Below are 26,260 nucleotides of genomic sequence, written 5' to 3'. Positions count from 1 at the left end.
CCTACAGTGCGTTATACAGTCTTTTGAAATTAGGATTTCAGCAAGGCTTGGATTTGTGCAGAAATGGCTGTAGTTTTACGGCCAATTAACTGTTCCAATACTTTGCTGTCACTGTACATTGCGCCTTTAGCGGTTTGCACATCTGCATCGACAATTACTTCAATTAAGTGTTCAGGTAAGCCTGCTTGAACTAGACCGTGCTGCAAATCTTCGGCAGACAGGTTTTGATAAGTCACTGGCTTATGCGCTGCCTGACTGATAAATTGCGCCAAATCTGCTTTAGTAAAACTTTCAGAGCCTGCGAGTTCATAGGTTTTATTTTCATGCCCAGAACTTGCTAAAACTTTAGCAGCCGCTTCGGCATAGTCTACACGTGAAGCTGAGCTGATTTTACCGTCTTGCGCTGCGCCATAGAGCACACCAGCATCAGCTGTTTGCTGAACAGTTGCTAGGTAATTTTCGTTATACCAGTTGTTGCGTAAGAAGGTATATTCAAGGCCGCTGTTCTGAATCAGGGCTTCAGTTTCACGGTGTTCTTGAGATAAGCCAAGCGGTGAGCGGTCAGCATGCAGTAAGCTGGTATAGGCAATATAAGGCACGCCAGCGTGTTTTGCAGCTTCAATAACTGCTTTATGCTGTGGAGTGCGTCGTCCAATTTCATTGGCTGAAATAAGCAGTAGTTTATCTACGCCTTGCAGGGCTGGAAGCAGCGTTTCAGGCGCATCATAATCAAAGCGGCGCAATTCTACACCTTGTGCTTTAAGTGAAGCCGCTTTGGTTTCGCTGCGCACTAAGGCAATGATTTGCGAAGCTGAAACTTCTTTTAATAGCGCTTCGATAACCAGCTGACCAAGTTGACCTGTCGCGCCTGTAATTGCAATTTTCATTGTTTTTCCTCTGGAATGTGTTGATTGATCTTGTTTATAAAATGTACTTGATGGGGTAATCATATTCTGTTAACTTACTAAATGAAAGTACGTACCAAAAAGTAAGCTTATTACGCATTGGAGAGATTTAATGAGCGCATACGCTCCAAGTAAATTATTAGGTCAAGTTTTATCTGCGAATTGTCCATCCAGAGAGATTTTGGAACATATCACCAGTAAATGGTCGGTGTTGGTTTTACGCTGTCTGAGTGAGGGTGTGCACCGTTTCAGTGAGTTGAAACAGCGCATTGAAGGAATCAGTGAGAAAATGCTGGCGCAAACGCTGAAAACTTTAGAGAAAGATGGTCTGATCTTGCGTACTGTATATCCAGTTGTACCGCCTAAAGTTGAATATCAGCTGACCATTACAGGTTCACAGGCTGCAGAAAAAGTGATTTATCTGATTCGCTGGATAGAAAGTAGCCTGCCTGAAATTATGGAAAATAAAGTTAAAACTGCTTGAGCAATATTCTTAATCAGAACTGATTTCAATATCTTGCATTGTCTTAAAATCAAGACGGTCTATGGCGTAAATGGCTAGCGCATAAGCTAAGGCAAAGCTGACACAGCCGTGCCAGCCCCATTGCTGCCATGCATAAACTGCTGTTAGGGAGCCTAGAGCTGCGCCTGAAAAATAGATGGTCATATAAACTGCATTAATTCGGGAACGGGCTGTAGGGTTAATACGGTAGACCAAATTTTGGTTCAGTACATGAAATGCGGTTAAGCCAAAGTAGCTCATCAGCACGCCGCAGGCATACAGCACAATATTTTGCTGTGCAAAGAACAGCGGAATGCAAGACAGCAGCATCAGGCTGATGCAGATCAGCGCAACTTTATTTTCTTTGCCTAAACCGACTTTTTTGCCAGACCAGCTGGAAGAATAGATGCCGATCACCCCCAGTAAGCCAAATAGCCCAATTTCAAAATCACTAAAGTGATAAGGCGGATTGGCTAAGACAAAAGTCATCGAAGTGAAAATCATCGACAAAATGGCAAAGCCAAAGGCGCCTGCACATGCCCTTCGGATCAGGTGCGGTTCTGAACGAGCCATTTGCAGCAGGGATTGATAGGTTTTTAAAATGGTAAGTGTTGGATTGGGTTGCGTAGTTGGCAATTTTTTCCACATCAGCACGGCAAACAGCAATGTAGCAACACCGCTGCTGAAATACACCCAATGCCAAGACCATAGTGTCGACACCAATCCGGCAAAAGTCCGAGACAAAATAATACCAAGGACAAGGCCGCTCATCAGCTTGCCGACAATAGCCGCACTATGGGATGCAGGGCTGATGCTGGATGCAAAGGGAATTAAAATTTGCGCTGATATGGCGCCGAAAGTCGCGCATAGGGTAAAGGTGTACAGCCAAATGATATTTTGACTGAAAGACAGCAAAATTTGTGACAGCGCAGCAAAGACCATCAGGCTGACAATCAGTTTGCGCTTATTCAGTAAATCACCCAAAGGCACCAGCAGCATCAGGCCAAGTCCATAGCCAGCCTGCGCTAAAACCACTGCTAAACCTGCTTGATCTGCAGTAATGCTTAAGCTTTTTTGAATTGAATAAATCAGCGGCTGATTAAAATAGGCTGATCCCGCGCAAAGGCCGCAGGCCAGCGCCATGAGTAATACAAATTGCGGATTTAATGGAGGATTTAGGGGCGTTGATTGCTGCTGAGGCATGAACATATCCATATGAACATCATGCCTGCACTATAGCTTTAGCGTATTGGAAACAGAAATAAGAAATAACGATGGCGTGATTCAAAAACACAATCAAAACTCTGGCTAAATTCTAAATTTGCCTGAAGGTTGGAATGCGGACGCATTTTTAAACCGCTAAAGTAGGGAAAATACAGCTGAAAACAAGGAATACTGGAAAAATGCTGAATAAATCTATTCGAGAAATTCTTTAAAATATGGCAGAATAGGCGGTTTTAAAGTTTTTAGAGGATTGGCAATATGCGCTTTGTTGATGAAGCAGTCATTACCGTAGAGGCTGGCGACGGTGGCAATGGCGTAGCCAGTTTTCGCCGTGAAAAATTCGTACCGTTTGGCGGACCAGACGGCGGTGACGGTGGCCGTGGCGGTAGTGTTTATATTCAAGCTGACGATGACACCAGTACACTTGTAGATTACCGCTATACCCGTAAATTCCGCGCAGAGCGCGCCAAAAATGGCCGCGGCGCGAACTGTGCTGGCCGTGGCGGTGAAGATACGGTTTTATTGGTTCCAATTGGAACGACAATTGTAGATACGGAATCCGGCGATATTATTGGTGACCTGATTGAAGATGGTCAAAAATTATTGGTTGCCAAAGGCGGTGACGGCGGTTTAGGCAATACGCACTTCAAATCGTCTATCAACCGCAGCCCGCGTCAATGTACGCGCGGCTTTAAAGGCGAGTATCGTGAAATCCGCCTTGAATTAAAAGTGCTTGCGGATGTTGGCTTATTGGGTATGCCAAATGCAGGTAAATCAACATTTATCCGTGCCGTGTCTGCGGCTAAGCCAAAAGTTGCGGATTATCCATTTACAACCATGGTGCCAAACTTAGGTGTGGTTGATGCTGACCGTTACCGTTCATTTGTGATGGCGGATATTCCTGGTCTGATTGAAGGCGCATCTGAAGGCGCTGGCCTAGGGATTCGCTTCCTGAAGCATTTGGCGCGTACCCGTATTTTGCTTCACATTGTAGATGTGCAGCCAATTGACGGTTCCGACCCTGCTTACAATGCGAAAGCAATTTACCAAGAATTGGTTAAATTCTCTCCGACATTGTCTAAGTTGCCAATTGTACTGGTATTGAACAAAGTTGACCAATTGCCTGAAGAAAGCCGTGATGAATGGTGTGACCATATTCTTGAAGAGCTGGACTGGAAAGGCCCTGTATTCAAAACATCTGGTTTGATGTCTGAAGGCACCAAAGAAGTTGTGTATTACTTGATGGATCAAATCGAAGAGCAGCGTGAGCGTGAAGCCGAAGATCCTGAATATGCAGCGCAAATGAAAGCATTCCGTGATCAGCTTGAAGCTGAGACACGTGAACAAACCATCGCAGCGAAAGAAGCTTACCGCGAAATGCGCCGTCAGCAGCGTCTTGCAGGCCTATTGGCTGATGACGAAGATGATGATGACGAAGATGATGGTGGAGCAGAAGTGTTTTACGTACGTTAAGCTCTTATTTTAGAAACGGATAATTAAGAGTAACTGAGGACAAGATGATAAAAGTGGTAGATGGGCAGCGGCTGCTCGATGATTGCAAACGGATCGTAGTTAAGATCGGATCATCTTTACTCACAGCAAACGGAAAAGGCTTAGATTTGGATGCTATTTCGCATTGGGCGAAACAAATTGCAAATCTGCATGATGCAGGACATGAAATTATCCTTGTATCTTCCGGTGCTGTGGCTGAAGGCATGGTGCGAATGAAACTTGAAAATCGGCCGTCAGATCTACCCAGTCTTCAGGCGTGCGCTGCCATTGGCCAGATGGGCCTTATCCATACATGGTCAAGTGTGCTGGAAAATCACGCGATTCGCACTGCGCAGGTTTTGCTGACTCATGATGATTTGGCTGACCGTCGCCGTTATCTGAATTCTTGCGATGCGCTGCAGCATTTGATTGAGTGGCGGGTCATTCCTGTTATTAATGAAAATGACACGGTATCGACTGACGAAATCCGTTTTGGCGACAATGATACATTGGCGGCTATGGTTGCGGGTCAGGTGCATGCAGATTTGCTGATTATCTTGACTGACCAGCAAGGCATGTTTGATTCAGATCCGCGTTCTAATCCCAATGCAAAACTGTTCCATACAGTACGCGCATTGGATGAAAGCCTGTTTGATATGGCTGGCGGCGGCGGTAAATTTGGCCGTGGCGGCATGTTGACCAAAGTGCGCGCTGCACGCTTAGCGGCTAAATCAGGCTGTCCTACACTTATTGCCAGTGGTGAAAGCGATAATGTGCTGTCACGTTTAATGTCTGGCGAGCTATTAGGCACGTTATTCATTACAGACAATGACCGCATGACAGCGCATCAGCAGTGGCTAGCGGCGCATTTGCAAACAGCTGGGCGTCTGGTAATTGATGATGGCGCAGTTAAAGCCATTAAAGAAAATCACCGCAGCTTGCTGCCTGTAGGGGTGCGTGCAGTCGAAGGGCATTTTGAGCGCGGTGATGTAGTTGAATGTGTCGATATTCAAGGCGGCCGTGTGGCTGTGGGGCGTGTTAACTTCAGTTCGCGTTCTGCAGAAATTGTCAAAGGCTTAGCTTCAGATAAAGTACATCAAGTTTTGGGTGAAGCACGTTCGCTGGAAATGATCCATAGAAACCATATGGCAATCTATTAATCAGTTTTTGGTAGCAGCTTATAAAGGCTTAATTCTGTAAAGAGTTAAGCCTTTTTTGTTGTGTGTTATTTAGTTTTAAATTGAATCATGAATCATGAATCATGAATCATGAATCATGAATCATGAGTTGAAAATGTTTATTTAAAGAATATTAAAAAAATAGCCACCAAGCTAAATAAACCGATTTTGAGATTTCTCGCTTTAGGTTCTACGGGATATTGCTTCGCTAAATCAATCAGTTTTTGCCTTTTGATTAGGTAGATAGGAAATACCACGATCCATAAAATGAAACTGAGGATTGCCCACCAAGTTGCACTTATACTCAAGTAACCGCCTTCAGGGGTATTTCCAATTTTATGTCCTGAAGCATCTATGTAGACCCAGATAGAACATAAACAGCCAATGATGTATAAAATATGGCCTAAAACAGTTAAGTTAATATTCATTAATATTGTTTCGCTATAAAACGGTGTACTGATTCAGAATTTCTATATCTTTAAAATATTTAGAGAGACTTATAGCAAGTATTTAATAAGAGTGTAGACGTTTCAAGAGTAGTTAATTTGAGGCACATCAACATATAAAAATCCCGCATTAGAGCGGGATTTTTAAAAGTGGAAGGCGCTTATTTAATCAAACCATTTTCAATTAATGGTCTGAAAATTTTAAAGTGAATACGCAGCACCAGCTCAATAAATGGTTCTTTGTATTTATGCCATAGATTCAGTCCGAAGTAATTGACGGCCCATGCAATGAAAAAACTGCCAATCATATCTAAAGGGAAGTGCACACCAACATAAACCCTAGCCCATGCAATCAACCAAGCTAAAACAATTAAAAAACGGCCAATATCACGCTTTTCTGAAAAGTAATAAGAAAAGGCAATTCCACTAAATATAGCCATATGATTACTTGGGAATGACGGTGTAGGTGCGTGCTCAATGAGCGTTTGGCCAACCTCAAGCACAAAGGGGCGAGGCGTGCCGAGGGCCATAGAAAGCAATTCGGTAATACATAAGGTTATGAATGAAAATATGAATGCTTTTAAAATCAGTTTTTTTGTTTGGAAACTGCCACGCAGCCAAAAAGCCAGAAAGACAAACAGCATAACAAAAATTAAATCATGTGCAGCGAAAATGGCATAATTCTTCATTAGATTTGAAGCTTGATCAGGGGCATTAAGCATCTGATACAGATAAAGATCGATTTGTGCAAAAGACATGAAAATAATAGTGACAATCAGGTTGCAGAGAACCCTAACAAATTAAAAAAGCTGGAAATGTAAATAAATGCAAAACAGCGTTTAATTCTTACATTTGATTACAATTTCTTGATTTTGATATAAAGAAGAGTGCATTAAGTGCAGCTCATGGTTTGGTGTGGAAACCTGCATAAAAAAGCCTTCTCTTTTGCCCAATAATGATATTGAGTGCTTTAGAGAAGGCTCGATTATTTCGCTACCGTTATTTTAGCTGTACAGTACCGTTGGCATTTACAGTGATTTTAGATTCACCGCTTGCCATTTCCTGTTCTGGCATTGCATCGGCTGCCGACGCTTTCATCATTGCCATACGCGGAACTGGCTGGCCGCCATAATTGCTGGTATTTAAATTGAGGTTAACAAGGTTATAGCCTGATTTATTCCACGATTGTGCCAAAACTTGTGCGCGCTGCTGAAAATTCTTAGAGGCTTCAACCATTAACTCACTTTCAGCTTTTTTACGCTGAGCATCAGACACAGAGAAATTGATCGATTGAGTTTGGAAATTTTGCTGCAATTCGCTAATTAATTGGCTGGCTGCTTTAAAGTCCGTACTTTCTAAACGCACTTCTGCACGTCCGCGCCATTCTTTTAATTTACGGCTGTCATTGTCATAAATCGGGTAGGTGCTTTGAGAACCTGTTTCGATTTTAACATTTTGATATTTGCGAGCAGTATTTACCGCTTGCGTCATTAATTGGTTAATTTGAGCAGCCAATTCCGCAGGCTGTTTATTTGATTTTTCAATATAAAGCACCGCGCTCATTTCATCGTTAGACACTTGGCGCGTCGCTTCGGCTTGAATATTCACAATATTGTAATTTAATGCTTCTGTATTTTGAGCATTTGCAGCGGCGCTAAAGGCAAGGCTTGCCGTTAAAGCAGAGAGAACGAATGTACGCATAAGACACCTATTGTTTTTAACTATCGCTTTTATCAGCATTTTAAAAAAAGTTTAACGCAGTTTATGCATAATCCTTGCAAGCATTGTGAAGATATTGTAGGTGAAATGCTGCTAAATTCATCTTTAATAAATATTTAATATTGTGTAAAAACATTGATTTAATTACACAATTATTTGAAGATTATACACAGTACAAAGTTCATAAGAAAATACCTAAAATTATGGGCTTTTCTTTGTGCTGTCATATTGTAAGATGATAATTTATTCTATGGGTAAATGAGATAAGTTTTTTTGATGAAATTAGGGAATTTAGACAAGAAAAGTCGTTTATTTTCCTGAAAAAAACTGTATCATCCGCCTCTTAGTTTTGATGTGTAAAAAAGCCGTCAAACTGAATTTATAAAGCACCGAGTCAAAGGACCGCAAGTCACCAGACTTATTTCTTTCAACCCATATCAGAGATGGTAATTCGATATGAGCGTTTCTTCTGTAAACCCTGCCGCTAATTCTACTAACGAATACTATTTGACTCGCCAAAGTCAGATGGAATCTAATGTTCGTAGCTATCCGCGTAAACTTCCACTTGCGATAGCAAAAGCTTTAGGCTGCTGGGTTACTGATGTTGAAGGTACAGAGTACCTCGATTGTTTAGCTGGGGCAGGAACATTGGCTTTGGGTCATAATCATCCTGCGGTAATTCAAAGTATTCAAGATACGCTTGCTAGCGGTCTCCCATTGCATACTCTGGATTTAACGACACCTTTAAAAGATGCATTTACTGAAGCATTGCTTGAGCAATTGCCTGGCGGTAAAGAAGAGTATTGCCTGCAGTTCTGTGGTCCATCTGGTGCAGATGGCACGGAAGCAGCGATCAAATTAGCGAAAACATATACAGGCCGCGGCACTGTAATCAGCTTCTCTGGCGGCTACCATGGCATGACTCATGGTTCGCTTGCGATGACTGGCAACCTGTCTGCTAAAAATGCAGTAAACGGCTTAATGCCGGGCGTACAATTCATGCCGTATCCGCATGAATACCGTTGTCCGCTAGGTATTGGCGGTGAAGCAGGTGTTGATGCTTTAACTTACTACTTCGAAAATTTCATTGAAGATGTAGAAAGCGGTGTGACTAAGCCTGCAGCTGTTATCTTGGAAGCAATCCAAGGTGAAGGCGGTGTGGTAACTGCACCTGTTAAATGGCTGAAAAAAATCCGTGAAGTGACTGAAAAGCACAACATCGTACTGATTCTTGACGAAGTTCAAGCAGGCTTTGCGCGTTCAGGCAAAATGTTCGCATTTGAACACGCAGGTATTGAGCCAGACGTGGTTGTAATGTCTAAAGCAGTTGGTGGCAGTTTGCCGCTTGCAGTTTTGGGTATTAAACGCAAGTTTGACGCATGGCAGCCTGCTGGCCATACCGGTACTTTCCGCGGCAACCAGCTTGCTATGGGTACTGGTCTTGCAACAATCAAAACCATTAAAGAGCAAAATCTTGCGCAAAATGCACAAGAGCGCGGTGATTTCCTGCAAGCTGAAATTAAAAAATTAGCTGCTGAATTCCCATGCATCGGCAACGTACGCGGCCGTGGCTTAATGCTTGGTGTTGAAATTGTTGATGAACGTCAAAAAGCGGATCATATGGGTTCATTACCAGGTGATTCTCAATTGGCTGCAGCTATTCAAACAGCTTGTTTCAACAACAAATTGCTGTTGGAAAAAGGTGGCCGCAACGGTACTGTAATCCGTCTGCTTTGCCCATTGATTATTAATCAAGCTGAGTGTGAAGAAGTGATCGTTCGCTTCAAGAAAGCACTTGCAGAAGCACTTGTTGCAACTCGAGGCGCGCAATAATGGTTGATTTTGCAGAACATCGTAAAGCGTTATTCTGCAATGATGCACAATCTATTGCCGACTACCAGTCGGCAATGGGCGAAGCGGTTAAAGCCGTTTCTGCATGGTTGCAAAATGACAAAATGTACACCGGCGGCAGCATTAAAGAGCTTCGCAGTGCAATTGCATTCAACCCTTCGAAAGAAGGCATGGGTGTACAAAAATCATTAGATCGTATGGTTGAGCTTTTTTTAAACAAAAGCTTGAAAGTGCATCATCCGCATTCTCTTGCGCATTTGCATTGCCCAACGATGGTGACTAGCCAAATCGCGGAAGTGCTGATCAACGCAACTAACCAGTCTATGGACTCATGGGATCAAAGCCCTGCAGGTTCATTGATGGAAGTTCAGCTGATTGACTGGCTTCGTCAAAAAGTAGGCTATGGCGCAGGTCAGGCAGGTGTGTTCACCTCTGGCGGCACGCAGTCTAACTTGATGGGCGTTTTGCTTGCGCGTGATGCATGCATTGCGAAAAACTGGAAAGACGAAAACGGCAATCCGTGGTCTGTTCAGCGTGATGGCGTTCCTGCGGAAGCAATGCGTAACGTTAAAGTCATCTGTTCTGAAAATGCACATTTCTCTGTGCAAAAGAACATGGCCATGATGGGTATGGGTTTCCAATCTGTTGTGACTGTTCCTGTTGATGCGAATGCTCGCATGGACATGGACGCACTTGAAAAAACCATGGCTCATCTTCAGTCTGAAGGCAAAATCGTGGCATGTGTGGTTGCAACTGCAGGTACTACCGATGCAGGCGCAATTGACCCATTGAAAGAAGTTCGTGCAATCACCAACAAATATGGCGCGTGGATGCATATCGACGCAGCTTGGGGCGGTGCACTGATTCTTTCAAATGACTATCGTTCAATGTTAGACGGTATTGAGCTGTCTGACTCAGTAACGCTTGATTTCCATAAGCATTACTTCCAAACGATTTCATGCGGCGCGTTCTTGTTAAAAGACGAAGCAAACTACCGTTTCATGCACTACGAAGCTGAGTACTTAAACTCTGCTTATGACGAAGAGCATGGCGTTCCTAACTTAGTGTCTAAGTCACTGCAAACAACTCGCCGTTTTGACGCGTTGAAATTGTGGATGACGGTTGAAGCATTGGGTGAAGAACTATACGGTTCGATGATCGATCACGGTGTAGGTTTAACACGTGATGTTGCAGACTATATTACTGCAACTGACGGTCTAGAAATGCTAGTTGATCCTCAGTTTGCATCTGTATTGTTCCGTGTAATCCCTGAAGGCTACCCAGCTGAATTGCTTGATACACTGAACCAAAACGTAGCAGACGAATTGTTTGCACGCGGTGAAGCGAATATTGGTGTAACTAAAGTGGGTCAGGTTCAATCTTTGAAAATGACGACTTTAAGCCCAGTAGCGACTTTGGATAACGTGAAGAATTTGCTTGCTCTTGTGCTTGCAGAAGCGGATCGTATCAAAGGCCCAATCGCTGACGGTACATATACACCGGCAATTGACTAATCGTCATTTTGCAGTTGTAGAAATAGGAGCTCGTAAGAGCTCCTTTTTTTTGAATTTGATTTAGTCGTATATCGTTAAAAGTATATTTTTATATTTTATTGATCTTTGACCATTAGTGAAAGTATTTCTACAGTAGATAAGTTTATGGACGATTGAAGACAGTGTATGGATCACGTTTTAAAAGATGCTTCAATGATAAAAGCTACATTGAATAAGGGCATTTCGGGCTTTCAATGGCGGGTGATTGTTCTATGTTTTATTATTGCTTTATTTGATGGTTTTGACACGCAAGCAGTGGCATTTACAGCACCTGCATTGCTTGAGCATTTTGGTTTGGAAGCAGGTGCTTTGGCGCCAATTTTAACAGCTGGCATTGTTGGGATGACTGTAGGTGCGATGCTGTTAGGTATTTTGGGCGATAAGCTAGGACGCAGAAAAACCTTACTGTTTTGTGTAGCTATTTTTTCTACTTCAACATTACTCACAGCATTTGTTAGCAATGTAGATCAAATTTTGATTCTTCGCGTTATTGCTGGGTTAGGAATGGGGGGAGCAACGCCTGTTCTTTTGGCCTTAGCAGCTGAATATTCTCCTCAAAAATACAAAGGTACAGTAACGACCTGTGTACTTTTGGCATTGCCAGCAGGGGCAATGATTGGTGGCTTGCTCGCGGCTAAGATTTTACCCATTTGGGGCTGGCAAGGAATTTATATCATTGGCGGCGCATTGCCATTGGCTTTTTTAGCGGCATTGTATTTTATGCTGCCAGAGTCATTGGAATATTTGGTGCAGCAGAAGGGCGCTGAAACAAAGCAAAAAATTGCGGTCATTCTTGAGCGGATTAATAATGAAAGGATAGATATTTCTGATCAAGATTTGGCAGATTTAAGCCCAGCTCGTAACGAGAAAATGCATTTTTCTCTGCTGTTTCATAATGGGTTGGCAAAAACGACAGCTGGGGTGTGGGGTGTCTATTTCTTTAATTGGATTGCATGGTTTATGCTGCTATCGTGGCTGCCAACTATTTTAAAACAGGCAGGATTGGCGCCTGAACAAGCGCCTTATGCATCAGTTACAGTGAATGCAGCATTTATTATGTTTGCATTGCCGCTGGCATATTTTTTGCCAAAATTGAATACCGCTAAAATTCTATCTTTTATGTTGATTGTAGGTTTAGGTGTGGTTTTAGGTCTAGGCTCACTGATCCATTCGCAGCAATGGATGTACATTTTTATCTTAATTGCGTTGGCTGGTTTTGGAATTGGAGGCCAGCAATTGGCGCTGAATTATTTAGTTGTCCAATCATACCCGTCACAAATTAGAGCGACAGCGACAGGCTGGGCAATAGGCATGGGGCGCTTCGGTGCTATTATTGGTTCGGCAATTGGTGGTGTCATCTTAAATAAATTTGGTATTTCGGGTTATTTCTTTGCCCTAGGCGTGCCTTTAATTGCAGCTTTTATATGTATTTTACTCATTAAAGGCAGTAATAAAAATTCAGCGCAAGCCGTTGGCCGTGCTGAACTTGTTCACTAAACCAAGACAGTAAAAAAGGTCTTAGGGCCTCTTTTTTATGCCGCAAACAATGGACTAAAACCTTTCTTACGCAGTAATTTACGGTACATACTCGAACTGCGATCCGCTGGAAAATGCGCTTCGATGCTTAAATCTAAGGGCAAATATTCAGGCTTTTGCGATTCAGACACTAAGCGGTCTTCCTCAAATATTTTCAGGTTGAAGTCGTAAGCATCTTCTACAGGCAAGTCTTTGTCATAATTACGGCAAATCGGTGCAAATAGGCGTGTAGAGCGGGCCGTCATAGGGGATGCAGCATTCATAATCACTTGCTTGCTGTCGTTTGGAAAATGAATGGTCAGCGTTGCGGTAAAGGGCAGGTGAATTTCAAAATGGCGTAACCATTGGAAACCCTCTTTGCCTCGTTGATCCAAGCCAATCGGGTAGCGTCCAACACTGCTCCAATAATCTGAATTAAATCCTGTTTCGGTCTCGAAAGTTTTATAGTCAGGCACTTCTGTATTTTCAGGATCACCAAAAGTATCTGGATGTACCCATGCAAAATGAGCCACATCTATAAACCCTTCAAGTTGGCGGCCTGCAAAACATTGAAAATCTACCGTTGGACACACCAATTGCTGGTAATCAGTATTATCCCAAAAAGGCATTGAGGGAATATTAGGTTCTGCATCTTTATTGGCACTGAGTGAGCACCAAATCAATCCATAGCGTTCAACAGCAGCATAAGTACGTAAATTAAAGCGGGGTGAAATTTGGTGCTCAGGATGGGCAGGAATACGGTTGCAATGACCTTGCTCACCAAAGCGCAAGCCATGATAGCGGCACACGACGCCTTGTCCATCATTTTTGCCTAAACTCAGCGGTACACCGCGGTGAGGGCAGGCATCTTTGGCAACAACCAGTTCATCAGCTATTTTATAAATGACCAAAGGCATATCTAAAAGCATGGTGCCATAAGGCTGTTCACTGATATCACGCGCTAATGCAATCGGATACCAATACTCTGCCAGTAGATGCCAATCATGCTCTTCAAAAGTCATGTGAACAGGTAAGTCGGGGTTATAGGTATTTATTTTACTGTTCATATCTGCATCGGCATAATTTCTTGATATGAATATAGGACAGCCTAGTGTTTAGGTATATTTCAATTATTTGGACTTGGTGTTCTAAAAAGCAGAAATGAAAAAGACAGCCTAATTATAGGCTGTCTTATAATAAGGGGAATTATTTCACCCTAATTAGTTTTGGTTCTTTCCAAGTGCCATCAATGACACTTTGCTCAGGCCAATAAATGCGCATAATGGATGCAAATGGTCCTTTGGGTGCAGGAAGCCAATTGGCTTTTTTATTTGCAGTTGGCGCTTCATTTTGTAAATAAAGCGTGATTGAGCCATCTTTGTTTTTGATGAGCTGATCTGTCATTGATGAGTTAATCAGATAGCGATTCAACTCGTTGTCATACAGTAAACTGTCTGGCATGGTGTACATGGTCATAGACCAGAAGGATTTTGCAGGTGGAAGTTGTCCAGCGGGGAAGGTGATTTGATATTTGTTTTTACCATCTAAAGGCTGACCTGTAGAATCTATAAAATAAGTTGGGTAAATGGCTTCTTCAGCACTATTGCCATAAATACCAAATACTGCACCCATCATGCGATCAAGATAGCGACCATTGAGTTTTTCGCGGGTCGTAAAACCATCGGATGATTTAATTAAGCCTTTGTCTAGATAATTCACTTTACGATCTTGTAGGCTAGCCCAAGCTTGCTCAATGCCTTTTGGAATAGCAGCCTGTACGACAGGATCAAGTTTTGAAATCTCAAAAGGTTGACCAGCTTTGACACCAATTTGCTCAAAATTTTTCAACATTTGTTTTTCACTTGGATGAACATTGGTGTATTGCAGCGTGAAATTCAGGATATTGAAAAATTCAGGTGATGTTTTTTGTTCTTCGAGTGTTAAAGGTTGAATAAAGTTAATTGCAGGCGCGGCTTTCGGCGCTTTTTGACCCCAAAATTGAGACAGTGGTGTGATTTTATATTGGGCTTGCACTTGTTTGACATTGTCAAGGTCTTTGTCATTTAACAGCTGAGTGCGATAGAGCAAAAAGGCAAGATCCGTTTCAGTACGAATCACTTTTTTGATATTTTTAGGGATTTTACCGTTCCAGTCTGGGCCAGCCAATAAGAAATTGCCTGCTTCATTACCCGTTGCACGGCTACCAATATAATCAAAGTTATGAGTAAACATATCAATCATTTGGATAGAGTAATATCGTTTAGCATCTACTTTGGGTACGCTAATGACCATGGGTTCGGTGCGTAAATCTACGCCAACAAATGAATAAGGCGTGTCAGAGTTTGGTGTTTGAATGGCGGTGTCTTTTGGGGTAAAGACGCGTGCAACATTGTGAACTTTATTCCATTCACCTTTATATTCGGGATTTGCTTTATCAATAAAGTATGAGTGCTGGATTCGATAGCTGTCTACAATCGGGTAGCCATAAGTATAGGCGTCTTTAACGAGAGCAACAGCTTGCTGTTCGGTGAGTTTAGCAATCGCCGCAGGACTCATACCTAGGCTCAATCCAATGGCCGCCGCCATTAAAAATTTATTATTCATCATCATATTTATGTATTCCATTTGAGCAGATCAAAAACAAAAGGGAAGCAAATACTTCCCTTAGCGTCATTTATTTAGGCTGAGCAACAGGGAATTTCCATGTTCCATTCAAAATAGACTCTTGTGGCTGATACAAGCGAACCATGTAGTTCCAACCATCTGTAGTTGGTAAGCAGTTGACTGTGGACTTGGTGCAGTTGCCAAACTGAATCTTATATTGACCATCTTTATCTGCTTTGGCTGTAATGTTGTTCAGTGTGTAACGATCGATATCGTTCTTTTGGAAATATCCATCTTTGTTATAAACGCTGATAGACCAGAAGCCATTCACTGGTACGTTGTTCGGTATAGTAATGGTATGTACAGTTTTCCCATCATTTTTTTCTGGGTAGACGTTTAAGTAGGTTGCATCACGTTGTGGATTGCCACCCCATGCAGATGCAGCCCCAATTAGATAGCGAACTGGATCGACTTCATTTTTCTTACCAAACATACCGTTGGTATTTGGCAATGGTTTATTCAGTACAAGCAGTGCTTCGCGGGTTTCTTTTTGGCTTACAGTATCCCATTCAGGCAGTTCAAGTTTACCTGGGCCACCCGGTTGGGACACTTTAATGCTGTCTTGAATTTTATGCGCAATTTTCAGATCTTTAGGATCATCTGGATTGGTAAATGTACGTATTGCTAAGGCGACATAGCGTGTACCTACATTTTGTTCGTTCAGTGTGTAACTACCAGGTTTGTATACCACCATTGGGGTATATTGATCCTGTGAAATTACTTGCATTGAAATAAAACGTTTACCTGCATCTGGTAAAGTAATGGTGAGTGGTCCAGCTGCTAGATCAAATACACCAGAAGAATATAATGTATCGCGATTAAGGCGTACCACATTTTGTTGATCGAGTGGGGCAGGTTCACGCGTGTGAGTGAATTTACCAAAGCCTTTGTTTGCCACTGCAATATTTTTGAAAAATAAATCACTTTCTGCGCGGACAAAGTTATCAATAGTGACGGGTGTGGGTGCAGCGTGAAGTTGTAATGAGCTTGTAACTAATGCTGCTAGTACGAGTGCTTTGTTTGAAAATTCCATATTTATTTTTACTCAAGTTGATTAAATGAAGTGGTTAAATGAATTACTTAGGAAAAATGAAAGAGGCGATTAAACGTACGCCAAAATCTTTCGGGCTACTGTCTGTATCATGTGCCCAGTAACGTACGCCAGCACCAACGCTAATCAGTTGTTTTTCAATTTTGACAATTTTTGTCGCACTTAAATTAACAGGAATGGTGTAATCATCTGTGTTCCAGTCATAAGTGCTTTCTGTATTTAATGAATAGGTCACACTGGTAGGTGTGGTGTAGTTAATAAAGGGCTGCAAAAAGGTATTGTTGATACCTTCGTCACCGTCTTTTTTTTCCACTGCCCAAATGTGGTTTGCCAGTGCGCCAACCGTCCAGCCATTGGTTTGCTTGGCAATCACAGCAGTTGGTCCGAGTCCATATTGGTCTGGGCCAAATACTTTTTCAGATGCAGTAGGCAGATAAATAACAGGGCCAAAGCCTAAAATTAGGCCATCAGGGCTTTTGGGTGTTGGAGTAAAGAAAAAGCTTTGGGTAATATCGCCGACACCCCAGTCATCGTCTTTATTCATGCCGTCATATTGCTGGTAAATGACTGGCAAAACGGTACGCGAAATGACATTCCAATCATCATTCAGCTTGATTGGAATAACAGGTTGAATATTCAGTTGGTAGCGTTCAATATTTTCAGCAGGGCCTATGTTTTGGTCATAGTTCAGCTGAAATGGCATATTGATGACATCTGCCACAGGGTTGGAAAGCTTTTTCGCAAGTTCTGCTGCATCATCGGCTTGAGCTGTGTTACTGAATATGCAACATAGCGAAACAAACGGAATGCTGATTGTTTTGAATGTTACTCTATGCATGCCTAAGTCCTTGTTATTAAAATTAGTATTGATAATTTAAGCTAAATTGGTATGCCTCACCTTCAGGACGATTTTTAACATCAAATTCGTATACGCCTCGTAATGAAGCAGATATTCCTGCTGTTTTACTCAGTTTTTTGTCATAAGTGATAATTGGACCAACACCCATCGATTTGCCTTTGAAGCCATTCATCAAATCTGCCAAAGGGCCTTTGTCATCGGTTGTTTGTTCAATCCAGCCAAATACTGCGCCAACGCCTAATCCATCTCCACCTAACTCACCAAAGCGTTTTAGTCCTAATAAATCCAGACGGAAAATGTCGCCATTTTCATATTGGGTTGCATCATTTTTGCTATAGAACTCATATGCCATATTGGCGGTGATTTCGCCGTTCATTTTGGGAAGAATGGTTGTAAATGCGAGATTGGGAACAATTGTCCAAGTATTTTGGCCAGCATTGGCTAAGGCATCTACGTCATAGCTACCCGTTGGCGCATAAAATGTGACACCGAATAAAGCATGCATGATTGGGTTTAGGTGATAGTTCAACATAAGCGGTGAGAACATGACATCGCCAATTTTAGTCGAGCTTTCTTCATATTCACGGTTGTTAATGTAAGCACCAATTTTGGTATGTTGTACGGGTGCTGCAACAGTGGTTGCTAAGCTCCACTTTTCATTGGTTTTCCAAACAAAAATGCCATTTAGCAAGTTATAAGAAACACCGTAATCTAAGCCGGCGGTTACTTTTCCAATCAGCGGTGTCGTACGGCTGCGTTCGAAGTTTCCATCATAATAAATACTTGAAAGGGTAAGTACTCCGCCTTCTTCGATGGGCAATAAACCGTTGAGTGGTTGAACTTGCATCCCAGTAATGGGACGACCAATGCCGCCTTCTACAGCTAAAGCAGATTGAAAGCCGCCAATTGTAAGTAGTACCGTAAAAGCAAGTTTGTGAATCATGCATAACCCTCATTTTGACTTTAAAATTTGTTATAAATTAGAATGATTTTTGTACTGGTTAATATTTATACACCTGTGGTATTTTTGCTTCAATGCTTTTTTTATACAAACGTAAGACCAAGAAAATACTGTTTTTTAGATGGAAAAAATATAATATATTTTTTAACGATAGGTATAATAATTATAACTGCATGTTTTGTTTTATGAATTTTTTGTATTAAATAATAAGATAATATTTTTACTTGAATGTTCAGTAAAAAATAATAAAAGTCTATAGCTAATCATTTATTTTTCTAAAAATAGGATAATTATATGATGCATCTATTGTATTAGTATGGTGAAGATATCAAGGTTTTCTCAAAAATTTGTAGGCTAAATTTAATTTGTGTTGTGATTTATTGACTGTCATGAAACATCATGAAAGTGTCACATGGTTGTAACCTATTTGTCATACTCTAAACTCAAAATGCAGTTATCGAAATAAGTACAAAACTGAATAAAAAGTGGCGTACTCCTAAACTGTATCAAATATGAGAGATCAGAATGCGCTTTAATAACATCGCACTTGCTTTGGCATTAACTGGGGCAGCGGCTGCAACAACTGCAAACGCAGCACGTGACACAATTCAAATCGCTGGTTCTTCAACAGTATTGCCTTATGCAAGTATTGTTGCAGAAGAGTTTGGCAATACTTTCCCGCAATTTAAAGCGCCTGTCGTTGGCTCTGGCGGTACGTCTGGCGGCTTGAAGCAATTTTGTAATGGTGTAGGCGACAATACCATTGATATTGCAAACGCATCTCGTAAGATTAAAGACACTGAGTTAGCTGCATGTAAAAAAGCAGGCGTTAATCAAGTTTTAGAAATTAAAATCGGTTATGACGGCATTGTATTTGCGTCAAACTCGCATAAAGCTGCATTTAAACTGCGTCCACAGCATGTATTTGCTGCTTTAGCTGCAGAGCTTCCATCAAACGGTAAAATGGTGCCTAACCCATATACCCGCTGGAACCAAATTGATAAATCATTGCCAAATGAGCCAATCACTTTAGTGATTCCAGCATCTAACCACGGTACACGTGAAGTGTTCCAAGAAAAAATGGTTGATGCGGGCTGCGAAACTTATGAAGCTTACGCAAAATTAGACAAAGACGCTCAGAAAAAAGCATGTTCAACTTTCCGTAAAGATGGCCGTGTGATCGAAATTTCTGGCGATTACACAGAAACACTGGCTCGCTTAAAAACTTCTCCAAGCGCAGTAGGTGTATTTGGTCTAGGTTTCTATGACCAAAACCGCGATAAATTACGTGTAGCAACAGTGAATAATGTAGCGCCTTCAGAGAAAACGATTCTGAACGGTTCATACCCAGTTTCACGTCCATTGTTCTTCTACGTGAAAGGCGAACACTTAAAATCAATTAAAGGCTTGCCACAGTTCACTGAGTTCTTCTTGAGCAAGAAAGTATCAGGCAAAGGTTCTAAATTGGAAAAATCTGGTCTGATTTCTATGTCTGACAAAGAACGCGCTAAAGTTCTAGCAGACTTTAAAGCAGGCAAAGCGGTTAAATAAGATTGAACAATAAGCTGAGGGCAGGGATAACCTGCCTTTGGCCTTTTGCAAAGAAAATGTTTTTTCAAAGAATGAAAATTGAAAAAACGGTGGAGAATACATGAATCTGCTCCTTATAGGTGTACTGCTGGCGATTATTGCCATCGCCTACCAAATAGGCTTAACCAAAAGCCGGAAGATGGCAGGCAAGGGAAATAATTCTGCATTGCTGCATTCGCGTCCAGGCTATTATGGCGCGCTGGTTGCACTTTGGTGCGGTATCCCTGCTTTTTTAATTTTGATTGTTTGGAATATTGTTGAGCCCAGCATTTTAAAGCATGTGGTACTTGACAGTGTCCCTGCACAAATAAAAGCAACACTGGATCCTGCGAGTACCAGTGTGTTGATTGATCGTGTACAGGCGATTGCTTCAGGCTTTGGTGTTAGTGATCAGCCAGCAGCATATGAAACTGCTGCGGCAAATCAGCTGGCAAAATTTGAAAACATTGCTTCATTTGCCAAATTGGCGGTGGTGATCTGTGCTGCGCTCATTGGCTTGGTATGGGCGAAAAGCCGTGTGGCTAAACAGTTCCGTGCCCGCAACCAAGTAGAAAAAGTCATTAATGTCGCTTTGGCGCTGTGTTCTGGTGTTGCGATCCTCACTACGATTGGCATTGTGATGTCGATGTTCAGTGAAGCGATGCGGTTCTTCAGCTTTGTCAGCCCGCTAGATTTCTTCTTTGGTACAGAGTGGAACCCAGGTTTCAGTACATCAGGCAATGCAGAAGGCAGCTATGGTTTGCTTCCTTTGCTTTGGGGGACCTTGATGGTCAGCGGTATTGCACTGCTGGTTGCGGTTCCTGTCGGTTTAATGATTGCGATTTATCTTGCTGAATATGCAAAACCAAGCTTCCGTTCATGGGCAAAACCTGCTATCGAGATTCTAGCGGGTATTCCGACCATCGTTTACGGCGTGTTTGCTTTAATGATTATTGGCCCGTTTATTAAACAGCTGGGTGCTTATATTGGCTTGGACATCAATGCGACAAGCGCACTTACGGCTGGTTTCGTGATGGGGATTATGATCATTCCATTTGTGTCTTCACTGTCGGATGACATTATTACCCAAGTGCCGCGTTCACTGCGTGATGGTTCATTAGGCCTTGGCGCAACCAAATCAGAAACGATTCGTCAGGTGGTTGTACCAGCGGCGTTGCCAGGTATTATTGGCGCATTTTTGCTGGCTGCTTCACGTGCCATAGGTGAAACCATGATTGTGGTTCTCGCTGCCGGCAACAGTCCGCTGCTGCATGCCAACCCGCTTGAAGCGATTTCTACAGTGACCATTACCATTGTTAACCAGCTAACAGGTGATACTGATTTTGCTAGCCCGCAAGCGCTGGTGGCATTTGCACTGGGATTAACCTTGTTTGTGATTACCTTAGGTTTAAACATTGTTGCGCTGTACATTGTGCGCAAATACCGTGAGCAATACGACTAATGAGTACTTCAAACACATCATCTATGGATCCGGTTTTAGATCCTCGAGCTGCGGCTGAATTACGCGAAAAACGTAAGAAGACCATTGAAAGCTCATTATCGAAGCGTCACCGTAAAGAAAAAGTATTTAAATTCTTCGGTTTCTCTGCAGTCATCACAGGCTTATTTTTTGTTGCGCTGCTGTTTGGAAGCATTTTAATTAAAGGCTTGCCATCATTTTGGCAAAGCAGCATGACAGTGCCTGTATATTTTGATCCAGCCATTATTACTGCTGGGCCAAAACCTTTGCAAAAAGCTGGCGAGTCTCCTGCACACTATCAAGAGCGCTACGTGGCTTGGCAAACTGATATGGGCATGGTGGATTGGGATGCTCTGCTTGCAAACGGCCTGATTGCCAAAGATAAAGCATTGGAATCTAAGCGTGATGATTTAACCTCACTGTATACCAGTTCTGAAGCCTACCGCTTGCGTGACATGGTGTTTGCAGATCCATCTTTGGTGGGTAAACAGCAGGATATTAAGATTCTGGCAGATGCCAATGTTGACGTCTGGCTGGCAGGAAATATTGACCGTTCTTTACCGGATGAACAGCAGCAGTTAAGTCCTGAAGTTCGCCAATTGGCGGATCAGCTGAAAGCGCAAGGCATTATCACGAATAGTTTTAATACCAGCATTTTTAGCAATCCAGACTCACGCAGCTCACCTGCAACATCAGGTCTGGCGGGCGCATTCATGGGCTCTCTGTTCATGATGATGATCGTGATCATTATCTCGATTCCAATTGGTGTCGCATCGGCCATTTACTTGGAAGAGTTTGCGCCTAAAAACTGGATTACTGATGTGGTTGAAGTCAATATCAATAACTTGGCTGCTGTTCCATCAATTGTGTTTGGTTTGCTGGGCGCGTCTATCTTTATTGGCTGGATGCATCTGCCGCTGTCAGCTCCGCTCGTGGGCGGCTTGGTACTCAGCTTGATGACGTTGCCTACGGTGATTATTACCACGCGCGCATCTTTAAAAGCCGTGCCGCCATCGATCCGTCAAGCCGCTTTAGGCTTGGGCGCATCACGCTTGCAAACCGTATTCCACCATGTGCTGCCATTGGCGCTGCCTGGTATTTTAACGGGCGCGATTATTGGTGTAGCGCAAGCTTTAGGTGAAACAGCTCCATTGCTTTTAATCGGCATGAGCGCATTTGTAGCGAGTGTGCCGGCAACACCATTAGATCAGTCTACGGCTTTGCCTGTACAGATTTTCTTATGGCAAGGCAATGAACTGCGCAACTTCTTTGAAGGCCGTACCGCGGCTGCCATTATTGTACTTCTTGCGCTCATGATTGGCTTAAACAGTTTAGCCATCTGGTTACGAAAGAAATTTGAAGTCCGCTGGTAATTGAGAGCATGATATGAATACTGCAACGGCAACATCTAAAACAAATTCCTTAGGTCAGGATAAATCAGTGAATCCAGAGCAAACAAATTTTACAGCTTCTTCGGATGCTCAAAAGCAAACTACGACTTCATTTGTATCGCAGTTTGATACACAGCAGCATTCTAAAAAAGACGAAAAATCCAAGAATGTAAAACTCAGCACTTCAGATGTGCATGTGTATTATGGCGAAGCTGAAGCGATCAAAGGCATTGATTTGCAGGTGTATGAGAATGAAGTCATCGCATTTATTGGGCCGTCTGGCTGCGGTAAATCGACTTTCTTACGTACCTTAAACCGTATGAATGACACCATTGATACTTGCCGAGTGACAGGCAAGGTGATGCTGGACAATCAAGACATCTATGACCCGAACCTAGATGTGGTACTGCTGCGCGCTCAAGTGGGCATGGTATTCCAAAAACCGAACCCATTTCCAAAGTCTATTTTTGACAACGTTGCTTATGGACCGAAACTGCATGGTCTTGCGCGTGATAAATATGACATGGAAGAGATTGTAGAAAACAGCCTGCGTAAAGCGGGTCTGTGGGATGAAGTGAAAGACCGTTTAAGCCAGCCGGGCACAGGCCTTTCTGGCGGTCAACAGCAGCGTTTATGTATTGCGCGTACTATTGCGGTCAGCCCAGAAGTGATCTTGATGGATGAGCCATGTTCGGCGCTAGACCCGATTGCGACAGCAAAAGTGGAAGAGCTGATTTCAGAGTTGTCTAATCAATATACCATTGCAATCGTAACGCACTCTATGCAGCAGGCAGCACGTGTTTCTGACCGTACCGCTTACTTCCATTTGGGTGATTTGATTGAAGTGAACTCGACTGAAAAAGTATTTACGCAGCCAGATCACCAGCTGACTGAAGCTTATATTACAGGGCGTTTCGGTTAATTTTGTTTTAAATGCTAATCTGAAAATAAAAAACAGAGCCTTATGGCTCTGTTTTTTATTGTGTATGCTGTAAATCTGGCTTACTGTCTATTCGATGACAGGTTCTTCAATGCAATAGGCTGGTGCGCCAATAATAAGATTACTGAATGCTATTGAAAAATACTCTCATTGACCTAATCTAAGAAACAAGCCTGCCTCTATTAGAGTAAAGAATTTATATGTTATTTCATACGTCTAAACTGCCTGCCGAGATTCGTATTCATCATCTGAATGCGCGAATTAATGAGCAGCGAAAAAAAATGGCTCAGTCTGCAGGGTCTAAATTAGAATTTTTTCAACTGACGCAGCAGCTTGCAAAAGAAGCCCGTGCGCGTAAGAAAAATAGTCAAAAAATTTATGTTTTGGATTTTAAAGGTGATACAGCAGCCTCTGCTGTAGAGCAATTGCGTGAAGAAATTACCTTGATTTTAGCCACTGCAAAATCTGGCCGTGACCGTGTAGTGGTTCGACTTGAAAGCCCAGGCGGTATGGTGCATGGTTATGGTTTAGCAGCTGCGCAGCTGGTACGTTTGCGTGATGCAGGTTTTCATCTCACCATTTGTGTAGACAAAGTGGCTGCTAGCGGCGGGTATATGATGGCTTGTATTGCCTCTGAGATTGTCTCTGCGCCGTTTGCGGTTGTGGGTTCAATTGGCGTGGTTGCGCAAGTGCCGAACTTTAACCGGTTACTAAAAGAAAAGCATATTGATTTTGAGCTGTATACCGCGGGTCAATTCAAGCGGACTGTAACCATGTTTGGTGAAAATACAGCAGAAGGCAAAGCGAAGTTTGAAGAAGAGCTGCAGCAGACCCATGAGCTATTTAAGCACTTTGTAGAAAAATACCGTCCAAAACTGAATGTAGAAAAAGTAGCGACGGGTGAGCACTGGTATGGGAAAGATGCGCTGGATTTAAACTTGGTGGATCAGCTGAAAACTTCAGATGAATTCTTATTAAGTCTATTGCAGCAGCACGATGTATATGTAATAGAAACGCGAAAAAAACCGACTTTAGGCGAAAAGTTGGGTCTGCAGGCGGCGCAAATTGCAGATTCACTGGTGCCAGCAGTCATGTCAAAAGTGATGGAATCACTGAGCAAAGCAAATGCAAGTTTGGTGCAGCTGCGTGATCCAAAACTCTAAAACTTTATTGTTATAAAGTAGTTAAGGCTCACTTCGGTGAGCCTTTTTTATTGAAACTTTTAGTCATGTGTTAAATTTGATGTTGAGCAAACATATTGACTAAATAAAGTCTAATTTTTTGATTATATTCGGGTTATTTTTTTCTTCTATTTTTCGGTTTTATGAGCGATATCAATATTCACATTTAAAAAGTTCACAGATTACACAGTGGCTTGAGCTTTGAATAAAGTCTAAGGGGGGGATAAGCATGTTTAGCTTTATGGTTTTGATTGGGCTGCTCAGTTTAATGATGATCCCATTTTTGACGATAATCTTTATCGTACCGAAGTTAACGGATAAAAATTATCGGGATACTTTTTCGTATTTTGCATTATTGCCGGGCTGTTTAATTTTGGTCTTAGCTGCATATTTAAAAGAAGAAAAAGTGATTTTACCGTCACAAGCATGCGGTGTAGTACAGTTTTATAAGACGTATTCAATTAAGCATGATTATTTTGAGCGGATTACAATTTTATTTGAAGGTCGAAAATATAATCGGCACCTGCGTTTTGATGAAAGTATTGAGCGAAAGCAGAGAGGCGATCATGTCTGCTTTGAATATTTAGATAAGTTTAAATTCCCAGATTTGGCTGAATCTAAAATTTTAAAATGGATAGATCGATAGTGTATTCGACCGATGTGGCGCGAAAAGTAAACACATGATGTCACTGCTGTTTATTTTAGCTGGTGTAATTTGCCTGATTGTTTGGCCTTGGGTGTATGTGCTGTATGTTCGCAGTGCTCAAACATCTGTGCCGAAGCAGTATGCCATGCTATTTGGCCCTGCAATGGCGCTGTTGGTGGGCTATTTTTATTATTCGGCACAGCAGACAGTAATTCGTTCTCAAGCTTGTGGGACAATTGTGGGTTATCAAAACTATATGAGCAGCGGCAACAAAAATAAAAGACAGCCTTTTGAGCGGGTAGAAATTGTAGTCGATCACTTGGAATATTCACGGCATTTTCGCATTGAGGATGATCTGCAAAAATCGCCTGCGGGGACTAAGCATTGCTTTGAATATTATGATCGGAAACTGAATCCGCAGATGCAGGATTCAGTTTTGATTCGATGGCTAAATGAGCTGAATTAAGAGTTTAGCTCAACACTGTTTGTGGCTAATACGATTTAGACGGGTTAGATTTCACTAAGCAAATAGCGCCAGTCACCATCGCTCCAAGCGTTGCCAGCAGCATATCTTTATGCGCATCCCAAATGTCGCCTTGCTGGCCGTTGTATTTTTCAGCATCATCTGGAGACAGGCCAATTGCCAACAGCCATTCGATCCATTCATAAAATAGGCTGCTTGCCATTACGAATTGTACAACCAGCAGAAACAGTGCTTTGGGTGTTAGGCTCGGCAGCCAGACTTGAAATAAGCGCAAGAAAAAAGGGTAGAGTAATAATCCATAAGCAAGATGTACAAATCGGTCAAACATATTGCGCGTCCAGCCCATTTTCTCATTTAGGCTGAATCCAAACAGCTGTTGAGTCCATTCGTTGTAAGGAACATAAGAATAAAGATAATGCGCTGCCGTCACATGAACCAGTAAAAAGCTTAAATACAGGCAAAAGCTGGTGAATGACAGTCCAATTTTATATACACAGATAATCAATACGGCCAGCATAATGACTGTGCCTGCCTGATGCAGTAAATAGGAGTCAAATTCGAGCGGGTTGATACTTGCAAAGATGATGGCGCAGCTAAGAATTGCAAATGCAATGAAATGTTTAGGATAAAGCTGAAAGTCAATCATTGAA

At 42.3% G+C, this 26,260-nt stretch carries 24 protein-coding genes; 13 read left to right on the top strand and 11 right to left on the bottom strand.

All coding sequences use genetic code 11. From position 1 onward, the window contains the following. Positions 1-29: 29 nt before the first annotated feature. Entirely contained in the window at positions 30-887 is an 858-nt protein-coding gene (locus B9T34_RS06355; RefSeq protein ID WP_086212316.1) for an SDR family oxidoreductase, read from the bottom strand. 130 nt (positions 888-1,017) lie between these two features. On the opposite strand from B9T34_RS06355, the gene B9T34_RS06350 reads away from it, so the two are divergent. Then, positions 1,018-1,389, top strand: a complete 372-nt coding sequence (locus tag B9T34_RS06350) for a winged helix-turn-helix transcriptional regulator (RefSeq protein ID WP_086212315.1) — start codon at positions 1,018-1,020, stop codon at positions 1,387-1,389. 9 nt (positions 1,390-1,398) lie between these two features. Here the strand turns inward: B9T34_RS06350 and B9T34_RS06345 are convergent, their stop codons facing one another. Beyond that, a complete protein-coding gene (locus B9T34_RS06345) occupies positions 1,399-2,610 on the bottom strand; it encodes an MFS transporter (protein WP_228147412.1) in 1,212 nt (403 codons plus the stop codon). 279 nt (positions 2,611-2,889) lie between these two features. Between B9T34_RS06345 and cgtA the strand changes: the two genes are divergently transcribed. Both cgtA and proB read left to right on the top strand, forming a co-directional pair. Continuing rightward, complete coding sequence (cgtA, locus tag B9T34_RS06340; RefSeq protein ID WP_086212313.1) at positions 2,890-4,104, top strand: Obg family GTPase CgtA; 1,215 nt, start codon at positions 2,890-2,892, stop codon at positions 4,102-4,104. 44 nt (positions 4,105-4,148) lie between these two features. After that, the gene (gene proB / locus B9T34_RS06335; protein WP_086212312.1) at positions 4,149-5,282 is read left to right on the top strand and encodes a glutamate 5-kinase; all 1,134 of its coding nucleotides are present in this window, start codon (positions 4,149-4,151) and stop codon (positions 5,280-5,282) included. Positions 5,283-5,419: 137 nt separating this feature from the next. Here the strand turns inward: proB and B9T34_RS06330 are convergent, their stop codons facing one another. The 3 genes from B9T34_RS06330 to B9T34_RS06320 form a co-directional block, all read right to left on the bottom strand. Next, positions 5,420-5,728, bottom strand: coding sequence for a hypothetical protein (locus B9T34_RS06330; protein ID WP_086212311.1), 309 nt, complete (start codon positions 5,726-5,728; stop codon positions 5,420-5,422). Positions 5,729-5,907: 179 nt separating this feature from the next. Continuing rightward, positions 5,908-6,504 (bottom strand): undecaprenyl-diphosphatase, encoded by a 597-nt coding sequence (locus tag B9T34_RS06325; protein ID WP_086212310.1) that lies wholly within the window; start codon positions 6,502-6,504, stop codon positions 5,908-5,910. 241 nt (positions 6,505-6,745) lie between these two features. Further along, positions 6,746-7,447: an SIMPL domain-containing protein gene (locus tag B9T34_RS06320; RefSeq protein WP_086212309.1), complete on the bottom strand. Its 702-nt coding sequence runs from the start codon at positions 7,445-7,447 to the stop codon at positions 6,746-6,748. Positions 7,448-7,921: 474 nt separating this feature from the next. Here B9T34_RS06320 and B9T34_RS06315 point away from each other — a divergent pair, with 474 nt between their 5' ends. The 3 genes from B9T34_RS06315 (at position 7,922) to B9T34_RS06305 (ending at position 12,366) form a co-directional block, all read left to right on the top strand. Further along, positions 7,922-9,298, top strand: a complete 1,377-nt coding sequence (locus tag B9T34_RS06315) for a diaminobutyrate--2-oxoglutarate transaminase (protein WP_086212308.1) — start codon at positions 7,922-7,924, stop codon at positions 9,296-9,298. Next, positions 9,298-10,830: a pyridoxal phosphate-dependent decarboxylase family protein gene (locus B9T34_RS06310; protein WP_086212307.1), complete on the top strand. Its 1,533-nt coding sequence runs from the start codon at positions 9,298-9,300 to the stop codon at positions 10,828-10,830. Before B9T34_RS06315 ends, B9T34_RS06310 begins: the two co-directional genes overlap by 1 nt. A gap of 192 nt (positions 10,831-11,022) precedes the next feature. Further along, positions 11,023-12,366 (top strand): MFS transporter, encoded by a 1,344-nt coding sequence (locus B9T34_RS06305; RefSeq protein WP_228147411.1) that lies wholly within the window; start codon positions 11,023-11,025, stop codon positions 12,364-12,366. Between the two features lie 35 nt (positions 12,367-12,401). On the opposite strand, the gene B9T34_RS06300 is transcribed toward B9T34_RS06305, so the two are convergent. From B9T34_RS06300 to B9T34_RS06280, 5 genes are all read right to left on the bottom strand, one after another. Continuing rightward, complete coding sequence (locus B9T34_RS06300) at positions 12,402-13,451, bottom strand: Rieske 2Fe-2S domain-containing protein (protein WP_086212305.1); 1,050 nt, start codon at positions 13,449-13,451, stop codon at positions 12,402-12,404. Positions 13,452-13,590: 139 nt separating this feature from the next. Next, on the bottom strand, positions 13,591-14,994 hold the full coding sequence (locus tag B9T34_RS06295; RefSeq protein WP_213034153.1) for a DUF1254 domain-containing protein: 1,404 nt from the start codon (positions 14,992-14,994) through the stop codon (positions 13,591-13,593). A gap of 64 nt (positions 14,995-15,058) precedes the next feature. Beyond that, positions 15,059-16,081 (bottom strand): DUF1254 domain-containing protein, encoded by a 1,023-nt coding sequence (locus tag B9T34_RS06290; RefSeq protein ID WP_086212304.1) that lies wholly within the window; start codon positions 16,079-16,081, stop codon positions 15,059-15,061. A 43-nt stretch (positions 16,082-16,124) separates the two neighbouring features. Beyond that, positions 16,125-16,937: a hypothetical protein gene (locus tag B9T34_RS06285; RefSeq protein WP_086212303.1), complete on the bottom strand. Its 813-nt coding sequence runs from the start codon at positions 16,935-16,937 to the stop codon at positions 16,125-16,127. Positions 16,938-16,959: 22 nt separating this feature from the next. Next, positions 16,960-17,901, bottom strand: coding sequence for a SphA family protein (locus B9T34_RS06280; protein ID WP_086212302.1), 942 nt, complete (start codon positions 17,899-17,901; stop codon positions 16,960-16,962). A 543-nt stretch (positions 17,902-18,444) separates the two neighbouring features. Here B9T34_RS06280 and B9T34_RS06275 point away from each other — a divergent pair. The 7 genes from B9T34_RS06275 to B9T34_RS06245 all read left to right on the top strand — a co-directional run bounded on the left by B9T34_RS06275 (position 18,445) and on the right by B9T34_RS06245 (position 25,592). Further along, entirely contained in the window at positions 18,445-19,470 is a 1,026-nt protein-coding gene (locus tag B9T34_RS06275) for a substrate-binding domain-containing protein (protein WP_086212301.1), read from the top strand. A 100-nt stretch (positions 19,471-19,570) separates the two neighbouring features. Next, positions 19,571-20,950 (top strand): phosphate ABC transporter permease subunit PstC, encoded by a 1,380-nt coding sequence (gene pstC, locus B9T34_RS06270; RefSeq protein WP_086212300.1) that lies wholly within the window; start codon positions 19,571-19,573, stop codon positions 20,948-20,950. Next, complete coding sequence (gene pstA, locus B9T34_RS06265) at positions 20,950-22,341, top strand: phosphate ABC transporter permease PstA (protein WP_086212299.1); 1,392 nt, start codon at positions 20,950-20,952, stop codon at positions 22,339-22,341. The genes pstC and pstA overlap by 1 nt, the downstream gene beginning before the upstream one ends. A 13-nt stretch (positions 22,342-22,354) precedes the next feature. Further along, a complete protein-coding gene (pstB, locus tag B9T34_RS06260) occupies positions 22,355-23,281 on the top strand; it encodes a phosphate ABC transporter ATP-binding protein PstB (protein WP_086212298.1) in 927 nt (308 codons plus the stop codon). A 218-nt stretch (positions 23,282-23,499) separates the two neighbouring features. Next, positions 23,500-24,462, top strand: a complete 963-nt coding sequence (gene sohB, locus B9T34_RS06255) for a protease SohB (protein WP_086212297.1) — start codon at positions 23,500-23,502, stop codon at positions 24,460-24,462. Positions 24,463-24,709: 247 nt separating this feature from the next. Continuing rightward, the gene (locus B9T34_RS06250) at positions 24,710-25,126 is read left to right on the top strand and encodes a hypothetical protein (RefSeq protein WP_086212296.1); all 417 of its coding nucleotides are present in this window, start codon (positions 24,710-24,712) and stop codon (positions 25,124-25,126) included. Between the two features lie 34 nt (positions 25,127-25,160). Then, positions 25,161-25,592, top strand: coding sequence for a hypothetical protein (locus tag B9T34_RS06245; protein ID WP_086212295.1), 432 nt, complete (start codon positions 25,161-25,163; stop codon positions 25,590-25,592). 25 nt (positions 25,593-25,617) lie between these two features. Here B9T34_RS06245 and B9T34_RS06240 read toward each other — a convergent pair whose 3' ends face one another. Beyond that, complete coding sequence (locus tag B9T34_RS06240; protein WP_086212447.1) at positions 25,618-26,256, bottom strand: DUF2238 domain-containing protein; 639 nt, start codon at positions 26,254-26,256, stop codon at positions 25,618-25,620. Positions 26,257-26,260 lie beyond the last annotated feature (4 nt).

It is taken from the genome of Acinetobacter sp. ANC 3813, from assembly GCF_002135435.1.
GTDB lineage: Bacteria > Pseudomonadota > Gammaproteobacteria > Pseudomonadales > Moraxellaceae > Acinetobacter.
Note: the sequence above shows the minus strand (reverse complement) of the source record. Positions and strands in the feature narration are given on the sequence as shown.

Excerpts from the sequence above, each read along its gene's own strand:
- B9T34_RS06310 (WP_086212307.1), top strand. The coding sequence starts at position 9,298 with ATGGTTGATTTTGCAGAACATCGTAAAGCGTTATTCTGCAATGATGCA.
- pstB (WP_086212298.1), top strand. The coding sequence starts at position 22,355 with ATGAATACTGCAACGGCAACATCTAAAACAAATTCCTTAGGTCAGGAT.
- B9T34_RS06290 (WP_086212304.1), bottom strand. The coding sequence starts at position 16,081 with ATGGAATTTTCAAACAAAGCACTCGTACTAGCAGCATTAGTTACAAGC.
- B9T34_RS06285 (WP_086212303.1), bottom strand. The coding sequence starts at position 16,937 with ATGCATAGAGTAACATTCAAAACAATCAGCATTCCGTTTGTTTCGCTA.
- B9T34_RS06345 (WP_228147412.1), bottom strand. The coding sequence starts at position 2,610 with ATGCCTCAGCAGCAATCAACGCCCCTAAATCCTCCATTAAATCCGCAA.
- B9T34_RS06315 (WP_086212308.1), top strand. The coding sequence starts at position 7,922 with ATGAGCGTTTCTTCTGTAAACCCTGCCGCTAATTCTACTAACGAATAC.
- B9T34_RS06350 (WP_086212315.1), top strand. The coding sequence starts at position 1,018 with ATGAGCGCATACGCTCCAAGTAAATTATTAGGTCAAGTTTTATCTGCG.
- B9T34_RS06330 (WP_086212311.1), bottom strand. The coding sequence starts at position 5,728 with ATGAATATTAACTTAACTGTTTTAGGCCATATTTTATACATCATTGGC.
- B9T34_RS06280 (WP_086212302.1), bottom strand. The coding sequence starts at position 17,901 with ATGATTCACAAACTTGCTTTTACGGTACTACTTACAATTGGCGGCTTT.
- B9T34_RS06295 (WP_213034153.1), bottom strand. The coding sequence starts at position 14,994 with ATGATGATGAATAATAAATTTTTAATGGCGGCGGCCATTGGATTGAGC.
- B9T34_RS06240 (WP_086212447.1), bottom strand. The coding sequence starts at position 26,256 with ATGATTGACTTTCAGCTTTATCCTAAACATTTCATTGCATTTGCAATT.
- B9T34_RS06250 (WP_086212296.1), top strand. The coding sequence starts at position 24,710 with ATGTTTAGCTTTATGGTTTTGATTGGGCTGCTCAGTTTAATGATGATC.
- B9T34_RS06245 (WP_086212295.1), top strand. The coding sequence starts at position 25,161 with ATGATGTCACTGCTGTTTATTTTAGCTGGTGTAATTTGCCTGATTGTT.
- B9T34_RS06325 (WP_086212310.1), bottom strand. The coding sequence starts at position 6,504 with ATGTCTTTTGCACAAATCGATCTTTATCTGTATCAGATGCTTAATGCC.
- B9T34_RS06305 (WP_228147411.1), top strand. The coding sequence starts at position 11,023 with ATGATAAAAGCTACATTGAATAAGGGCATTTCGGGCTTTCAATGGCGG.
- sohB (WP_086212297.1), top strand. The coding sequence starts at position 23,500 with ATGTTATTTCATACGTCTAAACTGCCTGCCGAGATTCGTATTCATCAT.
- B9T34_RS06275 (WP_086212301.1), top strand. The coding sequence starts at position 18,445 with ATGCGCTTTAATAACATCGCACTTGCTTTGGCATTAACTGGGGCAGCG.
- B9T34_RS06320 (WP_086212309.1), bottom strand. The coding sequence starts at position 7,447 with ATGCGTACATTCGTTCTCTCTGCTTTAACGGCAAGCCTTGCCTTTAGC.
- pstC (WP_086212300.1), top strand. The coding sequence starts at position 19,571 with ATGAATCTGCTCCTTATAGGTGTACTGCTGGCGATTATTGCCATCGCC.
- proB (WP_086212312.1), top strand. The coding sequence starts at position 4,149 with ATGATAAAAGTGGTAGATGGGCAGCGGCTGCTCGATGATTGCAAACGG.
- B9T34_RS06300 (WP_086212305.1), bottom strand. The coding sequence starts at position 13,451 with ATGAACAGTAAAATAAATACCTATAACCCCGACTTACCTGTTCACATG.
- cgtA (WP_086212313.1), top strand. The coding sequence starts at position 2,890 with ATGCGCTTTGTTGATGAAGCAGTCATTACCGTAGAGGCTGGCGACGGT.
- B9T34_RS06355 (WP_086212316.1), bottom strand. The coding sequence starts at position 887 with ATGAAAATTGCAATTACAGGCGCGACAGGTCAACTTGGTCAGCTGGTT.
- pstA (WP_086212299.1), top strand. The coding sequence starts at position 20,950 with ATGAGTACTTCAAACACATCATCTATGGATCCGGTTTTAGATCCTCGA.